Genomic DNA, 15,415 nt, shown 5'->3' with positions numbered 1-15,415 from the left:
GAAGATGACTGAAAATACTCAACCGAAACAATACGGCCGTCCGGACAACGAGCGCATTATTCCGTTTATGAAGATTGCCAAATCGGCAGCCTTGATATCGATTGTCTTAACGCTCGCAAGTATCTTTTTTATTTGCACCAAAGGTCTAAACCTCGGTTTGGACTTTACTGGCGGTGTAGCAGCAGAGTTGAACTATAGTCAACCAGTAAAATCTACCGATGTGAGCTCAGCGCTGACAAAAGCTGGTTTTAAAGATCCTGTAGTACAAACCTTAGGATCTGACCGCGACCTGATGGTTCGTATGCCAGTTCAAAAAGACATTGAAGCTGAAGACTTAACCAAAGCCATTACGACTGCTGCTCAATTGCCAGGCAATAAAGCAGAAGTACATAAAGTTGATGTGGTTGGTGGTCAAGTCGGTAACGAACTCTATGTGCGTTCTGCGGGCGCTGTAGGTCTTGCCCTACTGCTCATGCTGGTTTATGTCACTATTCGCTTTGAGTTCAAACTTGCAATGGGTGCTGTATTGTCTTTATTCCACGATATCGTGGTGACCATTGGTATCTTTGCCATGATGCAGTGGCCGTTTGACTTAACAGTTTTGGCTGCGCTACTCGCGATTATTGGTTTCTCGCTCAACGATAACATCGTTGTATCTGACCGTATTCGTGAAAACTTCCGTAAGATTCGCGGTGCTGAACCTCTTGAAGTTGTGAACAGTGCTTTGACTGAAACACTTCGCCGTACCATTCACACCTCTATGACACTGTTACTGGTTGTTGTGGCGATGATGGTACTGGGCGGTGATGGTCTGAAATGGTTCTCTGTTGCAATGTTTGTTGGTGTATTTGTGGGTACATATTCATCAATCTACATTGGTACAGCCTTCGCGCTATGGCGTGGCCTGAACCGTCAAGACTTCATTGTACAAGTGAAGCCTGAATTTGAAGAAGAAGAGATTCCTTAAGCTTTTCGACTTATAGTTCAAATCAAAACCCATCTTCGGATGGGTTTTTTTATGCGACTACCTTAAATAAATGAGCTAGGCAAAATCGCAATAATAGGATGTAACTTTTCAATATCGGATTGCAGGAATTCCACCTGTCGTTTTTGGTCTAGACTTGCAAATTGCCATGTATCATCTGTTTGCTGTATCACGTTTAAAATTAAATTTAAGCCATTTCGCAAATATACACAGGCTAGATCCGATCTCTCTACCCCTCGCCGTTCATCACAGACTACAAGCCAACCCTCTTGTAATACAGGGGCATAATACGATGCTGTGATGCGAATCAAATACAAGTCTTGAATGTTTTTAAATAATGCTGAATATTGAGATGAATCATTTGAAATCAGTTTTAACGAAAATGCCTGTGTCTCAACTACCTGCATTTCAAAAAGAACCAAGCTTTCTTGCTCCTTAGAGCGCTTGCCTTGTTCCATAAACTGAACTTCATCATCTAAACTTCCCTTTATGAGTCCCAATTGTGACTCTAACTCACGTGCAAATTTCTCTCCAATCTGCCGATGACTATTTAATAATTGGGAAATTAAAGGAACTGATAAGCCAAAATGTTCACACACGGCTTTACCATTTTTAAAAGGGCCTGTTGCCACCCAATGGTCAATCGCTCGTGTTAAATTCTGTCGACGCTTTTCAAAAAGCTCTGAAGGCAGCATAAGCATTCAATTTTATAATTCATCTCCCTCCAATATAATAAAAAACCCGCACGCAGCGGGTTTTTTATACAGCTTTATTTTTAGCTACCTTGTACCAATCGACGTGCGCTAATAATGCCTGGTTGTTGCTCTAAACGTGCCAACAGTTTCGACAACTGCGCCAAGCCTTTCACTTCAATCAACAGCTTCATATTGGCAATACCATCACTCTCGGAAATGGTATTCACCTGACGAATATTGATTTGGTCTGAGAAAATCACTTGAGTCAGATCTTTAAGCAAACCACGACGGTCATAAGCTTCCACCACGATTTGCACACTTTGACCACGAGTTGGCTGCATTTCCCAATCCGCTTCAACCGCACGTTCAGGCTCTTGCCCAATCATACGGATATAATCCGGACATGCGACCTTATGAATACTCACGCCACGATTCAGGGTGATATAACCAGCAATCGATTCACCATGCACAGGCTGACAACACTGAGCAATGTGTAGTTCTACATTGTCCAAACCATCAATCAAAATACCATGCGCCGAAAGCGTATGACTTGCACGTGGGTTCAAGGTTGGTTTTAACACCAGTTCAGGCTCATCCTGATCGAGGTGCATATGACGGTTAACCTGATTGATTAAAGCATGCAAGCTAATGTCACCACTCACCAAGCCAATCAATATATCTTCACCCAATTTCACATTAAAATGATTGCAGTAATCATTCAAATCGATACTTTTCGGGTGAATCGCCAAACGTGACAATTCTTTATTCAGAATCTCACGTCCCACTTCCAAGTTTTTACTACGGTCTTGCTGACGGAACCAATGACGCAACTTATCACGTGCACGAGCCGTCTTGATATAACCCAGCGAGTTTACCAACCAATCTCGGTTAGGCTCACGATCTTTCTTGGTTAAAATCTCGACCTGTTCCCCAGTTTTTAGGGTATAGGTTAAAGGTACATAACGTTGGTTCACCCGTGCTGCATAGCACTTGTTGCCCACTTCAGTATGCACATGATAGGCAAAGTCGAGCACAGTCGAACCGCGTGGTAATTCTTTGATATCACCATCACGACTAAACACATAGATTTTCTCAAAATCTTCAAACTCTTGGATTTGTTCGAAGTTTTCAGAAGCCTCATCTTCTTTATGGGCGCTAGCATCATTTCGTTCTTGATAATGTTCAAGCACTGCACGCAAAGAATGTAAGCGATGATTAAATGAATAATCTGTGGTTTTAGAACCTTCTTTATAGTTAAAGTGCGAACACACCCCGAGCTCAGCTTCTTCGTGCATATTATGCGTACGAATTTGCACTTCTAAAGATTTGTTCTCTGCAATCACGGCCGTGTGCAGTGAGCGATAACCATTGGCTTTCGGGTTAGTAATATAATCATCGAACTGATGCGGAATATGACGCCAAATCTGATGAACGATCCCCAGTGTGTGATAACACTCAGGTACATTATCCACCAAAACGCGAACCGCTCGAATGTCATAAAGCTGATCAAAGCTCAGGTTCTTACTCTTCATTTTTCGATAGATCGAATAAATGTGTTTCACCCGTCCATTAATCTCGGCCTCAATGCCATGATCTAATAGTTCTTTACGCAACTTTTCTGTCACGAACTGAATATATTGTTCACGCTCTAAACGTTTTTCATTCAGTAAAGAGGCAATTTCTTTATAGCGTTCAGGTGCAAGATAACGGAAAGCAAGATCTTCAAGCTCCCACTTAAGCTGTGCAATCCCTAAACGGTGCGCGAGCGGCGAATAAATGGTTAAAATTTCTCGTGCGACACGCTCTTGTCGCTCTTTGGTTGAGTGCGCCAACTCACGTAATGCATAGGTACGTTCAGAAAGTTTGATTAATACAACACGAACATCTTCGGTCACCGAAATCAGCATTTTATAAATGCCGGTCAAATGTTCACGCTGGTTATTATTAAAATGATCTTCTAGACGTTTATTTTGCTCAATCAGGTCAGACAACTTACCCATGGCAAGCGTGCCTTTCACCAAAGCATGCACTTGATCGCCAAATTTGCTTTGGACTTCTTCTAAACTGGTTACGCCTTCACGAACACTTCGATACAGCATGGCTGCTGATAACGTATCTTCATCCGCATACAGATGAGCAAGAATATCCGCCATTTCAATACCCGTATAGAAGGTATTCGAGCGATGGTTGACCGTTGTTTCAAGTTCATTCTGTAAGGTCAGATGTGCAACTTCTTCGAGTTGCTTTAGAGGAGCCCCGTCAAACATGCCACTCACACGCTCTAGCCATTCAGCTAAATCATGCTGTGCTTGCTCGGCATGTTCTACAGTCGTTTCCTGAGACAGCTCATTGAGACGTCCAGGTAATTGTTCACGTACTGTGACCATACCCTACTCCTAGTTTTCTACGCTTCATAACTTTTAATCGTTTATCTGATTTTCTTTTTCGAACAAAGCAATCGATTCGACATGCCCTGTATGGGTAAACATGTCCATGACACCCGCTTTTTTCAAACGGTAGCCTTGTTGTACCAGCATTCCAGCATCGCGTGCTAGTGTTGCAGGATTACATGACACATAAACGATTCTTTTTGCACCAAATTTAGGCACATAACGCATTATTTCTTCTGCACCAGAACGTGGTGGGTCTATCAATAATGCATCAAATCCTTGTTTTGCCCAAGAATGATGCGAAAAATCTTTTGTTAAATCTTGTGAATAAAATTTCAGTTGCGAAAGGCCATTGTTTTGTGCATTTTCTGCACCACGCTGAACCATTTCTTCACTCCCTTCAACTGCAATGACTTGACCCGTTGAACCCACACATTGAGCAAGTGGTAAAGAAAAGTTTCCTAAGCCACAAAACAGATCTAGAACTCGCTCACCTTGTTGTAACTGAAGCAATTCACATGCCAGTTTCACCATTTGCGGATTAATCGTGGAATTCACTTGCGTGAAGTCTTGTGGATTAAAGCCAAATTCCACACCAAAGTCACTTAGACCATAGTGCAGACGCATCGGTGCATCGGGATGATCCACGCGATGTAAGCTGTCTGGCCCTTCAGGTTGTAAGTACAGTTGCCACTCTTTATGTAACGCAAATTTTACTAATTGGTTGACATCTTCCGCGCAAAGTTCCGCCGTATGACGAATTAGGAGGGCGATTTCTTGATCTCCCATGGCCAGTTCCATATGCCCAATATCTGCTTTACCTTGCAGACTTTGTAACAATTGTTTGAGTGTGGTGATGGAGCCAAACTCACGATCCAACACCATACAACGGTCAATCGAAGTCAGTTTATTTGACTGGCTTTCACGAAAGCCAACCACAAGCTTATCTTTTGCAGGTAGGTAACGCACACCGATACGCGCTTTGCGACGGTAATCTTCACGCAATGAACGTAACGGAGCTAACCATTGATCAGGTTGTATCCCTGCAAAATGTTGCAAATGTGATTGTAAAACGTCTTGTTTTAAATGAATTTGCTCGTCGGGATGAATATGCTGCATGCTACAACCACCACAGACCCCATAATGTGGACAGGCTGGTTTTACCCGTAGAGACGACTCTTCACTCAGCAATTCCAGACTGTCTGCTTCTTCAAGACGCTTAACGACATTGGTAATACGCGCACGCACTGTTTCACCCGGCAAGGCATAACGGATAAAGACTTTCTTACCGTGTTTTTCTGCAGGATGATCTGGATGCGTGCCAAAATGCGCTATGCCTCGCCCCTCATGTGAAAGCGATTCAACCTGAAATGTATAAATGGGTTGTTGGGCTTTTTGGGGTTTGGCTTTGTGTTTCATGCGTACCTAATGTGTGGAAGATGGGAAATCAGATTGGGTGAATTCGGTACGTTGCGAGGTTTGCTGCCATACCAATAAAAAGTCAGCGTGTTGCGGCTGAGTTTGTAAATATTGAATCGTACTTTGAATCAAGTGCTGATGATCATTTAACAATAACTGTCCTTTCAGCAACAGCCAGCGTAAATAAATCAACCATGTATTGAGCACATCACCTTCACAGTAGCTGGTCAGTTCCATCCACTGTTGTTCACGTACATATTCAGGCACATGGTAGCCACCATCACCACGTTTACCTGGGAAACCAAGTAAATGTGCTGCATCGTCGAGCTTTTGAAAATGACGACCATGGAACATGGCCATGACATCCATCAAATCTACATGACGATGATGATAACGATTCTGGTAGTTATTATAGCGCTTTTGCGTATCAATCTCGCCCTGATCGAACAAACTTGGTGCAGATAGTCCGTGATACATGGCACGGAACAAAATCACAGGCAAATCAAACTGCGAACCGTTCCAACTAACCAAGGTCGGATGACGCTTTTCAAAAATAGAAACGAATTTTTTTAAAATTTCAGCTTCGCTATTGTCTTCACGGCTAAATGAAAACAACTTCATGCCCTTTTCATCAATCCATAGTCCAGAGATACAGACAATTTCATGCAAGGCCAAACGCTGAAAATCCGTGCCCGCCTCTTGGCGACGCAGTTTAGTCAGCGCAGCATCTAGATCCACCTCAGGCAGATCCAGTCCATACAAATGCGCACCTGACTTCAAATCTGTCAGTGTTTCGATATCAAAAATTAAAACAGGTAAACGCATAAGTACTCACCAGTGCCGATCGGCTACTGTAATTATTCAGGATCAACAACAGAGAATAGACCAGTAGACAAGTATCGGTCACCACGGTCACATACGATGCAAACAATCACGGCATCCGGATTTTCTTCAGCCAATTTAACTGAAGCCCATACCGCACCACCCGATGAGGTACCTGCACTGATACCTTCTCTACGTGCTAAACGACGAGCTGTTTTTTCCGCTTCAATTTGCGGAATATCCATAATGCGATCAACACGTGAAGGGTCAAAAATCGTAGGAAGATATTCTTGTGGCCAACGGCGAATACCAGCAATATTTGAGCCTTCAGACGGTTGTAAACCGACAATTTGAATATCTGGATTTTGTTCTTTTAAATATTTCGAAATCCCCATAATGGTCCCGGTGGTTCCCATTGAGCTGACGAAATGTGTAATTTTACCGCCTGTTTGTTTCCAAATTTCAGGCCCAGTAGTAAGGTAATGTGCTTCCACATTGTCTGGGTTACCAAACTGGTTTAGGACTAAACCTTTGCCGTCTTTTTCCATTTGAAGGGCAAGATCACGTGCTTCTTCCATGTTTTCTGATTCGATCAGTTCAGCGCCGTAGGCACGCATGGCATCTTTACGCTCTTGGCTAGAACTTGCAGGCATGATCAAGGTCATTTTATAGCCACGCATTGCTGCAACCATAGCTAAAGCAATCCCTGTGTTTCCGCTCGTCGCTTCAATCAACGTATCACCCGGTTTAATCTGACCACGCTTTTCCGCTTGCATAATCATGTTATATGCAGGGCGATCTTTGACCGAACCCGCTGGGTTATTGCCTTCTAACTTGGCTAATACTGTTGCTTGAGTATGACTTGCCAGACGCTGTAAACGCACTAACGGCGTGTTGCCGACATAATGGTCTAATAAAAAATCGTCTGCTTGAAAATCAGGGGTTGTATTACTCATTATTCACACCTATATCGAGGTGCGCCTATTGTATGAAAAAATGCCTTTGCCTGCACCCATTTGCCTCGCTTTTTCGCGAAAGTGATTAAAGCACAATCAGTTTTAAATAATCCATGCTAATATTCGGGGCATAAGGAATAAACTGCTTAAACCATGTCAAATATCAACAAAAAGCTTTTTAAACGCCTACACTTAAATCATGCCTATGGTCAGTTGATTGCACTTATTTTTGTGCCGATCACCATTTTGGCTTGTGTCGGTGCGATGTTGGTAATAACAGAAACCTCCAATGCAGCCAAAGCACAACAAAAACAAATGGCTGTCGCGATTCTGACACGCTATCAACCCACGTCAGAATCTGCGATTGATTTGCTGAATCATTACCCTTGGCAGTTTGATCAAGCTCGTAATGCCATGCAAAGCATGTTGAACGAAAAACATTTGATTCGTGCCGCGATTTTAGATCTCAAAGGCAACAACCGCCTGAGCATTGGCTTTCAAGATCAAGATATTTGGCCTGCTTTAAACAGTAAAGCATCTTTTATTGGACCGATTGCACATCAGGGTAACCATATTTATGCCCTGAAAATTTCAGATTCAACCCAGACCCCAGCATGGTTAAGCATTGAACTGGACAATCAACCGCTGCAAATTGCCCGCTATCGCGTGTTAATCGTGTTGATTGCAACGGGTTTATTAACGCTCTTATTACTTTTGCTGTGTTTGAATTTTTATTCACGTCGTTGGATCGCACCAATGTACGAAATTCGCATGCAGTTACAACGTTTAAATGCCGACACTCTAGATCAGCACATGATCATTAACAGTACTGGAGAACTCCGGTTATTACAGCGTGATATAGCCAATGTGGTTAAACGCTTACATTTCAGTTTCTTAGAGCTACGTGAACATACCGAACAAACGGAAGATGACTTAAGACGCACGCTTGATACTTTAGAAGTGCAAAATATTACCTACCGTCAAGCACGTGACCAAGCAATTCAAGCCAACCAATCAAAATCAGTGTTTTTGGCCAATATTTCCCATGAACTGCGCACACCGCTGAACAGTATTGATGGCTTTATTCATCTTTTACTGCGCCAAGGCAACCTCAGTAATGAACAAAATTTATACCTACAAACGATTCGTAAATCTTCTGCGCATTTATTGGCTTTAATTAATGACGTGCTTGATTTCTCGAAAATCGATGCAGGCAAACTAGAACTCGAAACTGCGCAATTCGACTTAGAAGAAGCCGTCTTTGATGTGATGGATATGTTGTCGCCATTGGCAGCACAAAAACACATCGATATGACCTTCTACTATGCGGACAATGTGCCGAAATTTGTGGTTGGTGATGTCCTACGCTTCAAGCAAATTTTGACCAACTTAATTTCAAATGCAATTAAATTCACTCCAGATGGTGAAATTATTGTCCGTGTCCGTATGGAGCATGATGACATCGGTCAATGTCTGCTGCACTTTAGTGTGCAAGACAGTGGTATCGGCCTAAGCGGTACCGACCGTAAGAAACTGTTTGAATCCTTCTCGCAAGGTGATGCATCTGTTACCCGTCAATTTGGTGGTACAGGTTTAGGTCTTGCCATCTCTAAACAATTAGTCAGCCTGATGCATGGACAAATTGGTTTTGAAGATAACCAAGAACGTGCCCCAACAGAAAAAGGTTCAACCTTCTGGTTTACTGCGCGCTTTGTGGTCGATGAAGAAATTGAAATTGTGCATCCACAATTTAGCAATCTACAAGTCGTTTCCTACTTAGCACATCCAGCAACCGCCAATGTCCTGCGTCATTACTTAGAAAATTATGATGTTGAACATATTGAAACGCAGTCGATCCTTGATTTATTTAGTCGACTCAATCAGCTAAAAACCAATGAAAATACCTGGTTGATCGTCGATCACAGTGGTGACTCCGAAGCCTTACTGAAAGAAATTCGTCATCGTTATAGCGGTAACTTAGCAGTTTATGGCTACCAAATGATGCTCGATCCAAACATGTTGAACGAGTACCGTGCACGTCCATTGCATCAACCGCTCAGCCGTACAGCGCTGATTCAGTTGTTGAGTAATGAGCCTTGGTTTGATCAGGAGCAACATGAAGAATTTAATGGTCAAGGTCTGCACATTTTAGCTGTCGACGACCATTTGCCAAACCTGATTGTGCTTGAAGCCCTGCTCTCAGAGTTGAATGTGAAAACCACCAAGGCTTTGAGTGGACAAGAAGCCATTGAAATCATTCAAGCTCGCCAAGAGCAAGGTTTGACGGCTTTTGACCTCATCTTTATGGATATTCAAATGCCAGTGATGTCAGGTGTCGATACCACGCGTGCCATTCGTTCACTTGAGTCGACTTTTGAAAATCATAAGCGCCTTCCAATTATCGCTTTGACGGCACATGCGCTCTCCGATGAAAAACAAAAGCTCCTGCAAAGTGGTATGGATGACTATGTCACCAAGCCCATTCAAATGGATCAAATTATTCAAATCTTGACCCAATGGACTACCGATAACTTTAAGAAAGTGCCGGTTTTAGAGCGCAGTTCAGTGATTGAAGCCCTAGAGCCGAGTATTTTAGATTGGCAACAAAGCTTGCAGTTGGCCGCGAATAAAGAAGACCTTGCGGTCGATTTACTGAAAATGCTCGTCGATAGCTTTGAGCAAGAAATCCATGAAATGGCTCAACTCATCGAAGATGAAGATTTTCCACAATTAGAGCATGTACTACATCGGCTTTATGGCGCAACCCGCTATGTAGGCGCTCCAACCCTCCAAGAGGTTTCAGGTCAATTTGAGCAATTTGTTTCGACTTTACGTAAGGAACGCCGTAAAGCGGATGACGCTTTTGTCCAAGAAACCCTGAACCGTTTTGATGAGTTAAAAAATGTCATGGCGCAAGTTGAACACGCAGCTCAACAAATCTTAGCCAAACAAAATAATTAAGCGCAGTCCGACTAAAGTCAGTGCCGTCCAGCTTCTGTTGTGACTGCACTGTCATGTATCCTATCAGGGTGCATGCTATGCTCGGGCGCAGAAACAACAAGAGTAATTACCATGGCTTTATTACGTGTAGAAAAAAATAATGGCATTGCAACGGTTTACTTAAACCGTCCAGAAAAACGTAATGCAATGAGCTTTGCATTGCTTAAAGAATTGGTCAGCACCGCTGAAAAATTAAAAAAAGATCGTAGCTTACGCTGTGTCATTTTAACGGGTGAAGCCAATGTATTTAGCGCTGGCATTGATTTGGCTGACCTAAATGATCCAAAAAATCGTGCCTATGCCGCGTGGGAACTGTTAAAGCCCGGTCAAAGTTTATTTCAAAAAGCCTTCCTGATTTGGCAGCAGCTTCCTGTGCCGGTGATTGCTGCACTTGAAGGCTTTTGCTTTGGTGCAGGCATGCAACTTGCCTTGGCTGCCGATATCCGTATTGCCCACCCGAAAACGCAAATGTCGATTATGGAAAGTCGTTGGGGCTTAGTTCCTGATATGGGCTTAACTCGCTCACTCAAAGGTGTGATAGGACTGGATTTAGCCAAAGAATTAACCTTAACAGCACGTATTTTTGACGCAGAATATGCCAAGGAAATTGGATTGGTGACACATTTAAATGAACAGCCCTTGCTTCAGGCACAGCAGTTAGCCGAAGAATTATCACAACGTTCACCAGATGCCTTGGCAGCGGCAAAACAAGTGCTAGATGCCATGGAACATAGTCCAAAACGATCTTTACGCTTAGAAAAAATCTGGCAATTAAAATTACTGCTCGGCAAAAACAGCCAATTGGCACGTAAAAAAGACAAGAACCCAGAGGTTCAGTTTTTACCACGCCAATATAAGTAAAATAGTCACACAGGATAGATTGAGTACAGCACATGGCGTTTGATCGTAATACAAAAATTGCATTTCTAGGTATGGGGCTGATGGGTAGCCGCATGGCCACGCGCCTCATTCAGGCAGGATTTGAAGTTGCGGTGTGGAACAGAACTGCTGCTGCGTGTGATGAGTTGATTGCGATTGGCGCGACAGCGCTTCAATTGGAGAAGATTGCCCATTATCCTGTGGTTTTATCTTGTCTCGCAGATGATGCTGCTGTTGCTGCGGTATATGCAAGCATCGAAAATCATTTAGCGGCAGGACAAATTATTGTCGACTTCTCGAGTCTATCTGTGAATCAAACTCATCAATTGGCTCATGCTGCAACGTTGAAACAAGTTACTTGGATTGACTCTCCTGTTTCTGGGGGCACAGCTGGTGCTGAACAAGGCACCTTGGTCATCTTTGCCGGTGGTGATGCTGAAACGATTCAAGATTTGAGTCTGATTTACAATGTTTTATCTCAACGTGTTACTCGCATGGGCGACTCAGGTACAGGTCAAGCCACCAAAATTTGTAATCAGCTGATCGTCGCTGCCAATAGCACGTTAATCGCAGAAGCTGTCGCACTGGCCGAGAAATCAGGTGTAGACACCACGTTATTAGCACCAGCACTTGCCGGTGGTTTTGCAGATTCAAAGCCTTTTCAGATTTTAACTCCACGTATGGCAACGCATCAGTTCGAGCCTGTGCAATGGAAAGTTCAAACTTTATCTAAAGACCTGAATAATGCAGTCCAACTGGCTGCCCAGTTTGAGTTAAGCATCCCTGTTGCCAGCCTTGCTTTATCGCAACTCAAAGCCCATCAGGACAGTGGTTTTGCAGAAAAAGATTTAGCCACCATCATTCAACATGTCGAACATAACTAACGACTTTCACTTTAGAAGTAAATTGCTTCAAGGACGATATACATGACTCAGCTCGCGGTTAATTTATCCATGATTTTTACCGAAGTGCCGTTGTTAGAGCGTTTTGCTTTGGCTCGTGAACACGGTTTTAAGCATGTAGAAATTCAGTTTCCGTATGAGCTGAGTATTCAGCAAATCCAAACCCAACTCACCATCAATGATTTAAGCCTGTGTTTAATCAATGTCCCTGCGGGTGATTTGATGCAAGGTGGTGATGGTCTTGCGGGAGTTCCGGGGCGTGAAAATCAATTTCATCAGGCCTTAGAACAATGCATTCGCTATGCCACTGCGTTAAATGTACCGAGTGTCAATATATTAGCCGGCAAACAGCCACAAGATGCAGACTTGCTCCCATGTTTAAATACCCTGTCGAGCAACCTTAAACTGGCGTGCCACATGTTGTCTGAACATCATATTCAACCGGTATTTGAAATGATTAATGGCACTGATATGCCGCGCTTTTTGGTCCAAAATATTGCCCAAGCTCAGGAAATGCTTGAAGCTGTACAACACTCTGCCCTCAAGATGCAATATGACTGCTACCACATGGCGATGATGGGTGAAGATATTCTCAGTACTTTGGCAGAAAATATTCAGAATATCGGTCATATACAGTTTGCTGACTGTCCGGGGAGACATGAACCTGATTCAGCGCAAATTCCATTTGCAGAGATTTTTAAATGGTTAGATCAAAGCCAATATACAGGTTACATCGCGGCTGAATACCGACCACGAAGCAACTCATCACATTCTTTTGCGTGGAAAGACAAATACTTCCCTCATTTAGCCAATGGTCAATGACGTGTTGATTTGAAATTCATCAACAAAACCGCTATATTAGAACATGTAAAATTGTCAGGAAATCATACCCTCTATGAATTTAGAACCATCGCCCAGCGCTTCTAATTCTCACGATCTCGCAAATATCAAAGATGTACAAGCTTGTTTAGCTGTTGTACGTGAAGCACTTGAAGATGTAAAAGCCAAAGATATTGTTGAACTTGATATCAAAGCAATCAGCAACGTAGCAGATGCGATTGTTATTGCGAGCGGTACTTCAACTCGTCACATTAAGTCTCTTGCAGACAACGTGGCAGAAGAAGCACGTAAAGCTGGATTCCGCCCTATCGGTGTTGAAGGCGAACGTGATGCAGAATGGATCCTGATTGATCTCGGTTTTGTAGTGGTACATGTGATGTTACCTACAGCACGTAAATTCTATGATCTTGAAAGCTTATGGCGTACAGCTCCAGAAACTGTAGCTTAAGCTTCCAGAAAAAAGCGACCTAAATAGGTCGCTTTTTTTATCCCTTGATTTTATACACCACGAACGATCAGCTTCATGGTGTTTTACCACTGCACTAAAGCAGTTGATGTAAATCCACCTCAGGATAATTGGCTTTAATTTTCAGCTTAGTTTGTGCATAAACTTGGTCTGCACGCATCGGGCCATAAAAGTCACAATACACTTCATAAATGCTCGTTAAAACTTTGGCATAACTGGTCAAGGGCAAAAACTCGACAAAATTCGCCGTATTTATTTGTGCATTTGCCGCAATTGCCAGCCCGATTTCTTCTAATTTCTCAATCACATCTTGGGTGAAATCAGCCTGATCTGTAAATTTCACCGTCAGCATGACTGACTCGATAAAGCCTAAAAAGGCCTCGCTAATGGTCTCTGCAATGAGCTCGTCTTCTTGCACCTGCTCCTGCGGTTTTTCAACCCTTAACAGTTCCTGCTTTTCTAAGGTAGATAACTCATACAAGACTTGCTTCAGCATATCTTTACGATAAAAGCGAAGCTCCTCTGTGGTACAGATATCATTTAAGAAGCGATTCAAGACAAATGACGGTTTCATGCTGTACTGCTGCTCCCAGTGCCGTAGCGCACTGTCGAGTAAAGTCCCATGAATAAATTGTTGTAAGCCTTTTTCTAAAGCTTCGCGGCGTTGTGCCAAATTCAACAGTTCGGTGCTCATTGCTTTACTCCTGTTAATGACGTTTGGTCATATCATCTGTTTCAAAAGTCACATCTTTTTGAAACTCGGGATAAGACAATTCAGCATGTTCGGTATAGTCCAAACCACGTTGTTCATGTTGCTTACTTACACGTAAGCCACCCAACAATTTGTCCAAGACCTTAAATACAATGAACGCAACGCCAAAGCCCCATAAAAAGGCTGCAATCACCCCAAGCCCTTGTATCGCGATGATATCGCCATTAAACATGTTATTTTCAAGGAATATCCCTGCCGCCAATGTTCCCCATGCGCCACAGAAACCATGTACCGTCACCGCATCCACTACATCATCCTGTTTCATTTTTTCCATAAGCATTGGCAGGAAGGTCACCATAACACCTGCACATAAACCGGTGATGACCGCATACAGTGGAGACATCGTTGCACAGCCTGCCGTAATGGCAACTAGTCCACCCAGTGAGGCATTGATCGTGCTGCGGATCAAAATGGCTTTAGATCGGATGAGGCAGAGCAACATGTATGCAACCGCTGCCGCACACGCAGCAAGATGCGTATTTAAAGCAATACGTCCTACGCTGACATTGGCATTAATGGTCGAGCCTGCATTGAAACCAAACCATGCTAACCATAAAATAAAACCACCTAATGCCACTAAAGGTAAGTTATGCCCCGGTAAATAATGGCTTTGCCCATTGCGTCCAAATCGCCCCAAACGTGGGCCCAGTACGATGATGCCAGCTAAAGCCACCCAGCCGCCCATAGAATGCACCACGGTCGAACCTGCAAAGTCGATAAACCCGAGTGCTTTTAACCAACCGTCTCCGCCAAATAAACTGCCCCATGCCCAACTACCAAAGACAGGATAAATCAGACCTGACACAACGGCCGCACTCACCACATAAGCCACAAAATGAATCCGCTCTGCCATGGCACCACTGGCAATGGTGGTTGCAGTTGCAGCAAACATCATTTGGAAAAATAGAAGGTTCCAGTGCCAATCATCCAGTTGATCGGGTGCAAAATGACTTAAGCCAAACCAGCCCGTGGTATTGACCCCAAACATCAGACCAAAACCCACTAGCCAAAACACCAGACCACCCAAGCAGGCATCCATGTAGTTTTTCATGAGTACGTTCACGGTATTTTTACTGCGAACTGAACCACTTTCGATCATGGCAAATCCGGCTTGCATAAAGAACACCAAGATACCGCCCAGTACCACCCAAATACTGTCGAGCGAAATACGAATGTCTTGAATATTACTGGCAATTTGCGGGTCAACTGCCCATGCAGTCGATGTCAGGACACTCAGAAATGGTGCCATCAAGTATGTTTTTTTCATGATTATTCCCCCAAGAATAACC

General features: G+C 43.3%; 13 protein-coding genes. 6 read left to right on the top strand and 7 right to left on the bottom strand.

Annotated features, from left to right (window positions below; translation table 11 throughout):
* Window positions 1-4: 4 nt before the first annotated feature.
* Window positions 5-967 carry a protein translocase subunit SecF gene (gene secF / locus FTT99_RS13230; RefSeq protein ID WP_180035964.1) on the top strand — a complete coding sequence of 321 codons (963 nt, stop codon included), beginning with the start codon at window positions 5-7 and terminating at the stop codon, window positions 965-967.
* 62 nt (window positions 968-1,029) lie between these two features.
* On the opposite strand, the gene FTT99_RS13225 is transcribed toward secF, so the two are convergent.
* The 5 genes from FTT99_RS13225 to cysM all read right to left on the bottom strand — a co-directional run bounded on the left by FTT99_RS13225 (window position 1,030) and on the right by cysM (window position 7,267).
* On the bottom strand, window positions 1,030-1,680 hold the full coding sequence (locus tag FTT99_RS13225) for a hypothetical protein (RefSeq protein WP_180130910.1): 651 nt from the start codon (window positions 1,678-1,680) through the stop codon (window positions 1,030-1,032).
* 80 nt (window positions 1,681-1,760) lie between these two features.
* A complete protein-coding gene (locus tag FTT99_RS13220; RefSeq protein WP_078194183.1) occupies window positions 1,761-4,067 on the bottom strand; it encodes a bifunctional (p)ppGpp synthetase/guanosine-3',5'-bis(diphosphate) 3'-pyrophosphohydrolase in 2,307 nt (768 codons plus the stop codon).
* Window positions 4,068-4,100: 33 nt separating this feature from the next.
* Window positions 4,101-5,489: a 23S rRNA (uracil(1939)-C(5))-methyltransferase RlmD gene (gene rlmD / locus FTT99_RS13215; RefSeq protein ID WP_180130907.1), complete on the bottom strand. Its 1,389-nt coding sequence runs from the start codon at window positions 5,487-5,489 to the stop codon at window positions 4,101-4,103.
* A 6-nt stretch (window positions 5,490-5,495) separates the two neighbouring features.
* Entirely contained in the window at window positions 5,496-6,314 is an 819-nt protein-coding gene (locus tag FTT99_RS13210) for a 3'-5' exonuclease (protein WP_180009011.1), read from the bottom strand.
* 32 nt (window positions 6,315-6,346) lie between these two features.
* The gene (gene cysM, locus FTT99_RS13205; protein ID WP_180161586.1) at window positions 6,347-7,267 is read right to left on the bottom strand and encodes a cysteine synthase CysM; all 921 of its coding nucleotides are present in this window, start codon (window positions 7,265-7,267) and stop codon (window positions 6,347-6,349) included.
* 153 nt (window positions 7,268-7,420) lie between these two features.
* On the opposite strand from cysM, the gene FTT99_RS13200 reads away from it, so the two are divergent.
* The 5 genes from FTT99_RS13200 (at window position 7,421) to rsfS (ending at window position 13,336) form a co-directional block, all read left to right on the top strand.
* Window positions 7,421-10,228, top strand: a complete 2,808-nt coding sequence (locus tag FTT99_RS13200) for an ATP-binding protein (RefSeq protein ID WP_180085555.1) — start codon at window positions 7,421-7,423, stop codon at window positions 10,226-10,228.
* Between the two features lie 111 nt (window positions 10,229-10,339).
* Window positions 10,340-11,128 (top strand): crotonase/enoyl-CoA hydratase family protein, encoded by a 789-nt coding sequence (locus FTT99_RS13195; RefSeq protein WP_180009005.1) that lies wholly within the window; start codon window positions 10,340-10,342, stop codon window positions 11,126-11,128.
* 32 nt (window positions 11,129-11,160) lie between these two features.
* Window positions 11,161-12,030 carry an NAD(P)-dependent oxidoreductase gene (locus tag FTT99_RS13190; protein WP_180130901.1) on the top strand — a complete coding sequence of 290 codons (870 nt, stop codon included), beginning with the start codon at window positions 11,161-11,163 and terminating at the stop codon, window positions 12,028-12,030.
* 42 nt (window positions 12,031-12,072) lie between these two features.
* On the top strand, window positions 12,073-12,870 hold the full coding sequence (locus FTT99_RS13185) for a hydroxypyruvate isomerase family protein (protein ID WP_180130898.1): 798 nt from the start codon (window positions 12,073-12,075) through the stop codon (window positions 12,868-12,870).
* Window positions 12,871-12,943: 73 nt separating this feature from the next.
* Complete coding sequence (gene rsfS, locus FTT99_RS13180) at window positions 12,944-13,336, top strand: ribosome silencing factor (protein ID WP_086178424.1); 393 nt, start codon at window positions 12,944-12,946, stop codon at window positions 13,334-13,336.
* A gap of 94 nt (window positions 13,337-13,430) precedes the next feature.
* Here rsfS and FTT99_RS13175 read toward each other — a convergent pair whose 3' ends face one another.
* Entirely contained in the window at window positions 13,431-14,048 is a 618-nt protein-coding gene (locus FTT99_RS13175) for a hypothetical protein (protein ID WP_180130895.1), read from the bottom strand.
* Between the two features lie 13 nt (window positions 14,049-14,061).
* A complete protein-coding gene (locus FTT99_RS13170; protein WP_373684579.1) occupies window positions 14,062-15,375 on the bottom strand; it encodes an ammonium transporter in 1,314 nt (437 codons plus the stop codon).
* Between the last annotated feature and the right edge of the window lie 40 nt (window positions 15,376-15,415).

It is taken from the genome of Acinetobacter sp. YH12040, assembly GCF_013420005.1.
Classification (GTDB): Bacteria; Pseudomonadota; Gammaproteobacteria; order Pseudomonadales; family Moraxellaceae; genus Acinetobacter; species Acinetobacter amyesii.
This window is presented reverse-complemented; position numbering and strand designations above follow the sequence as displayed.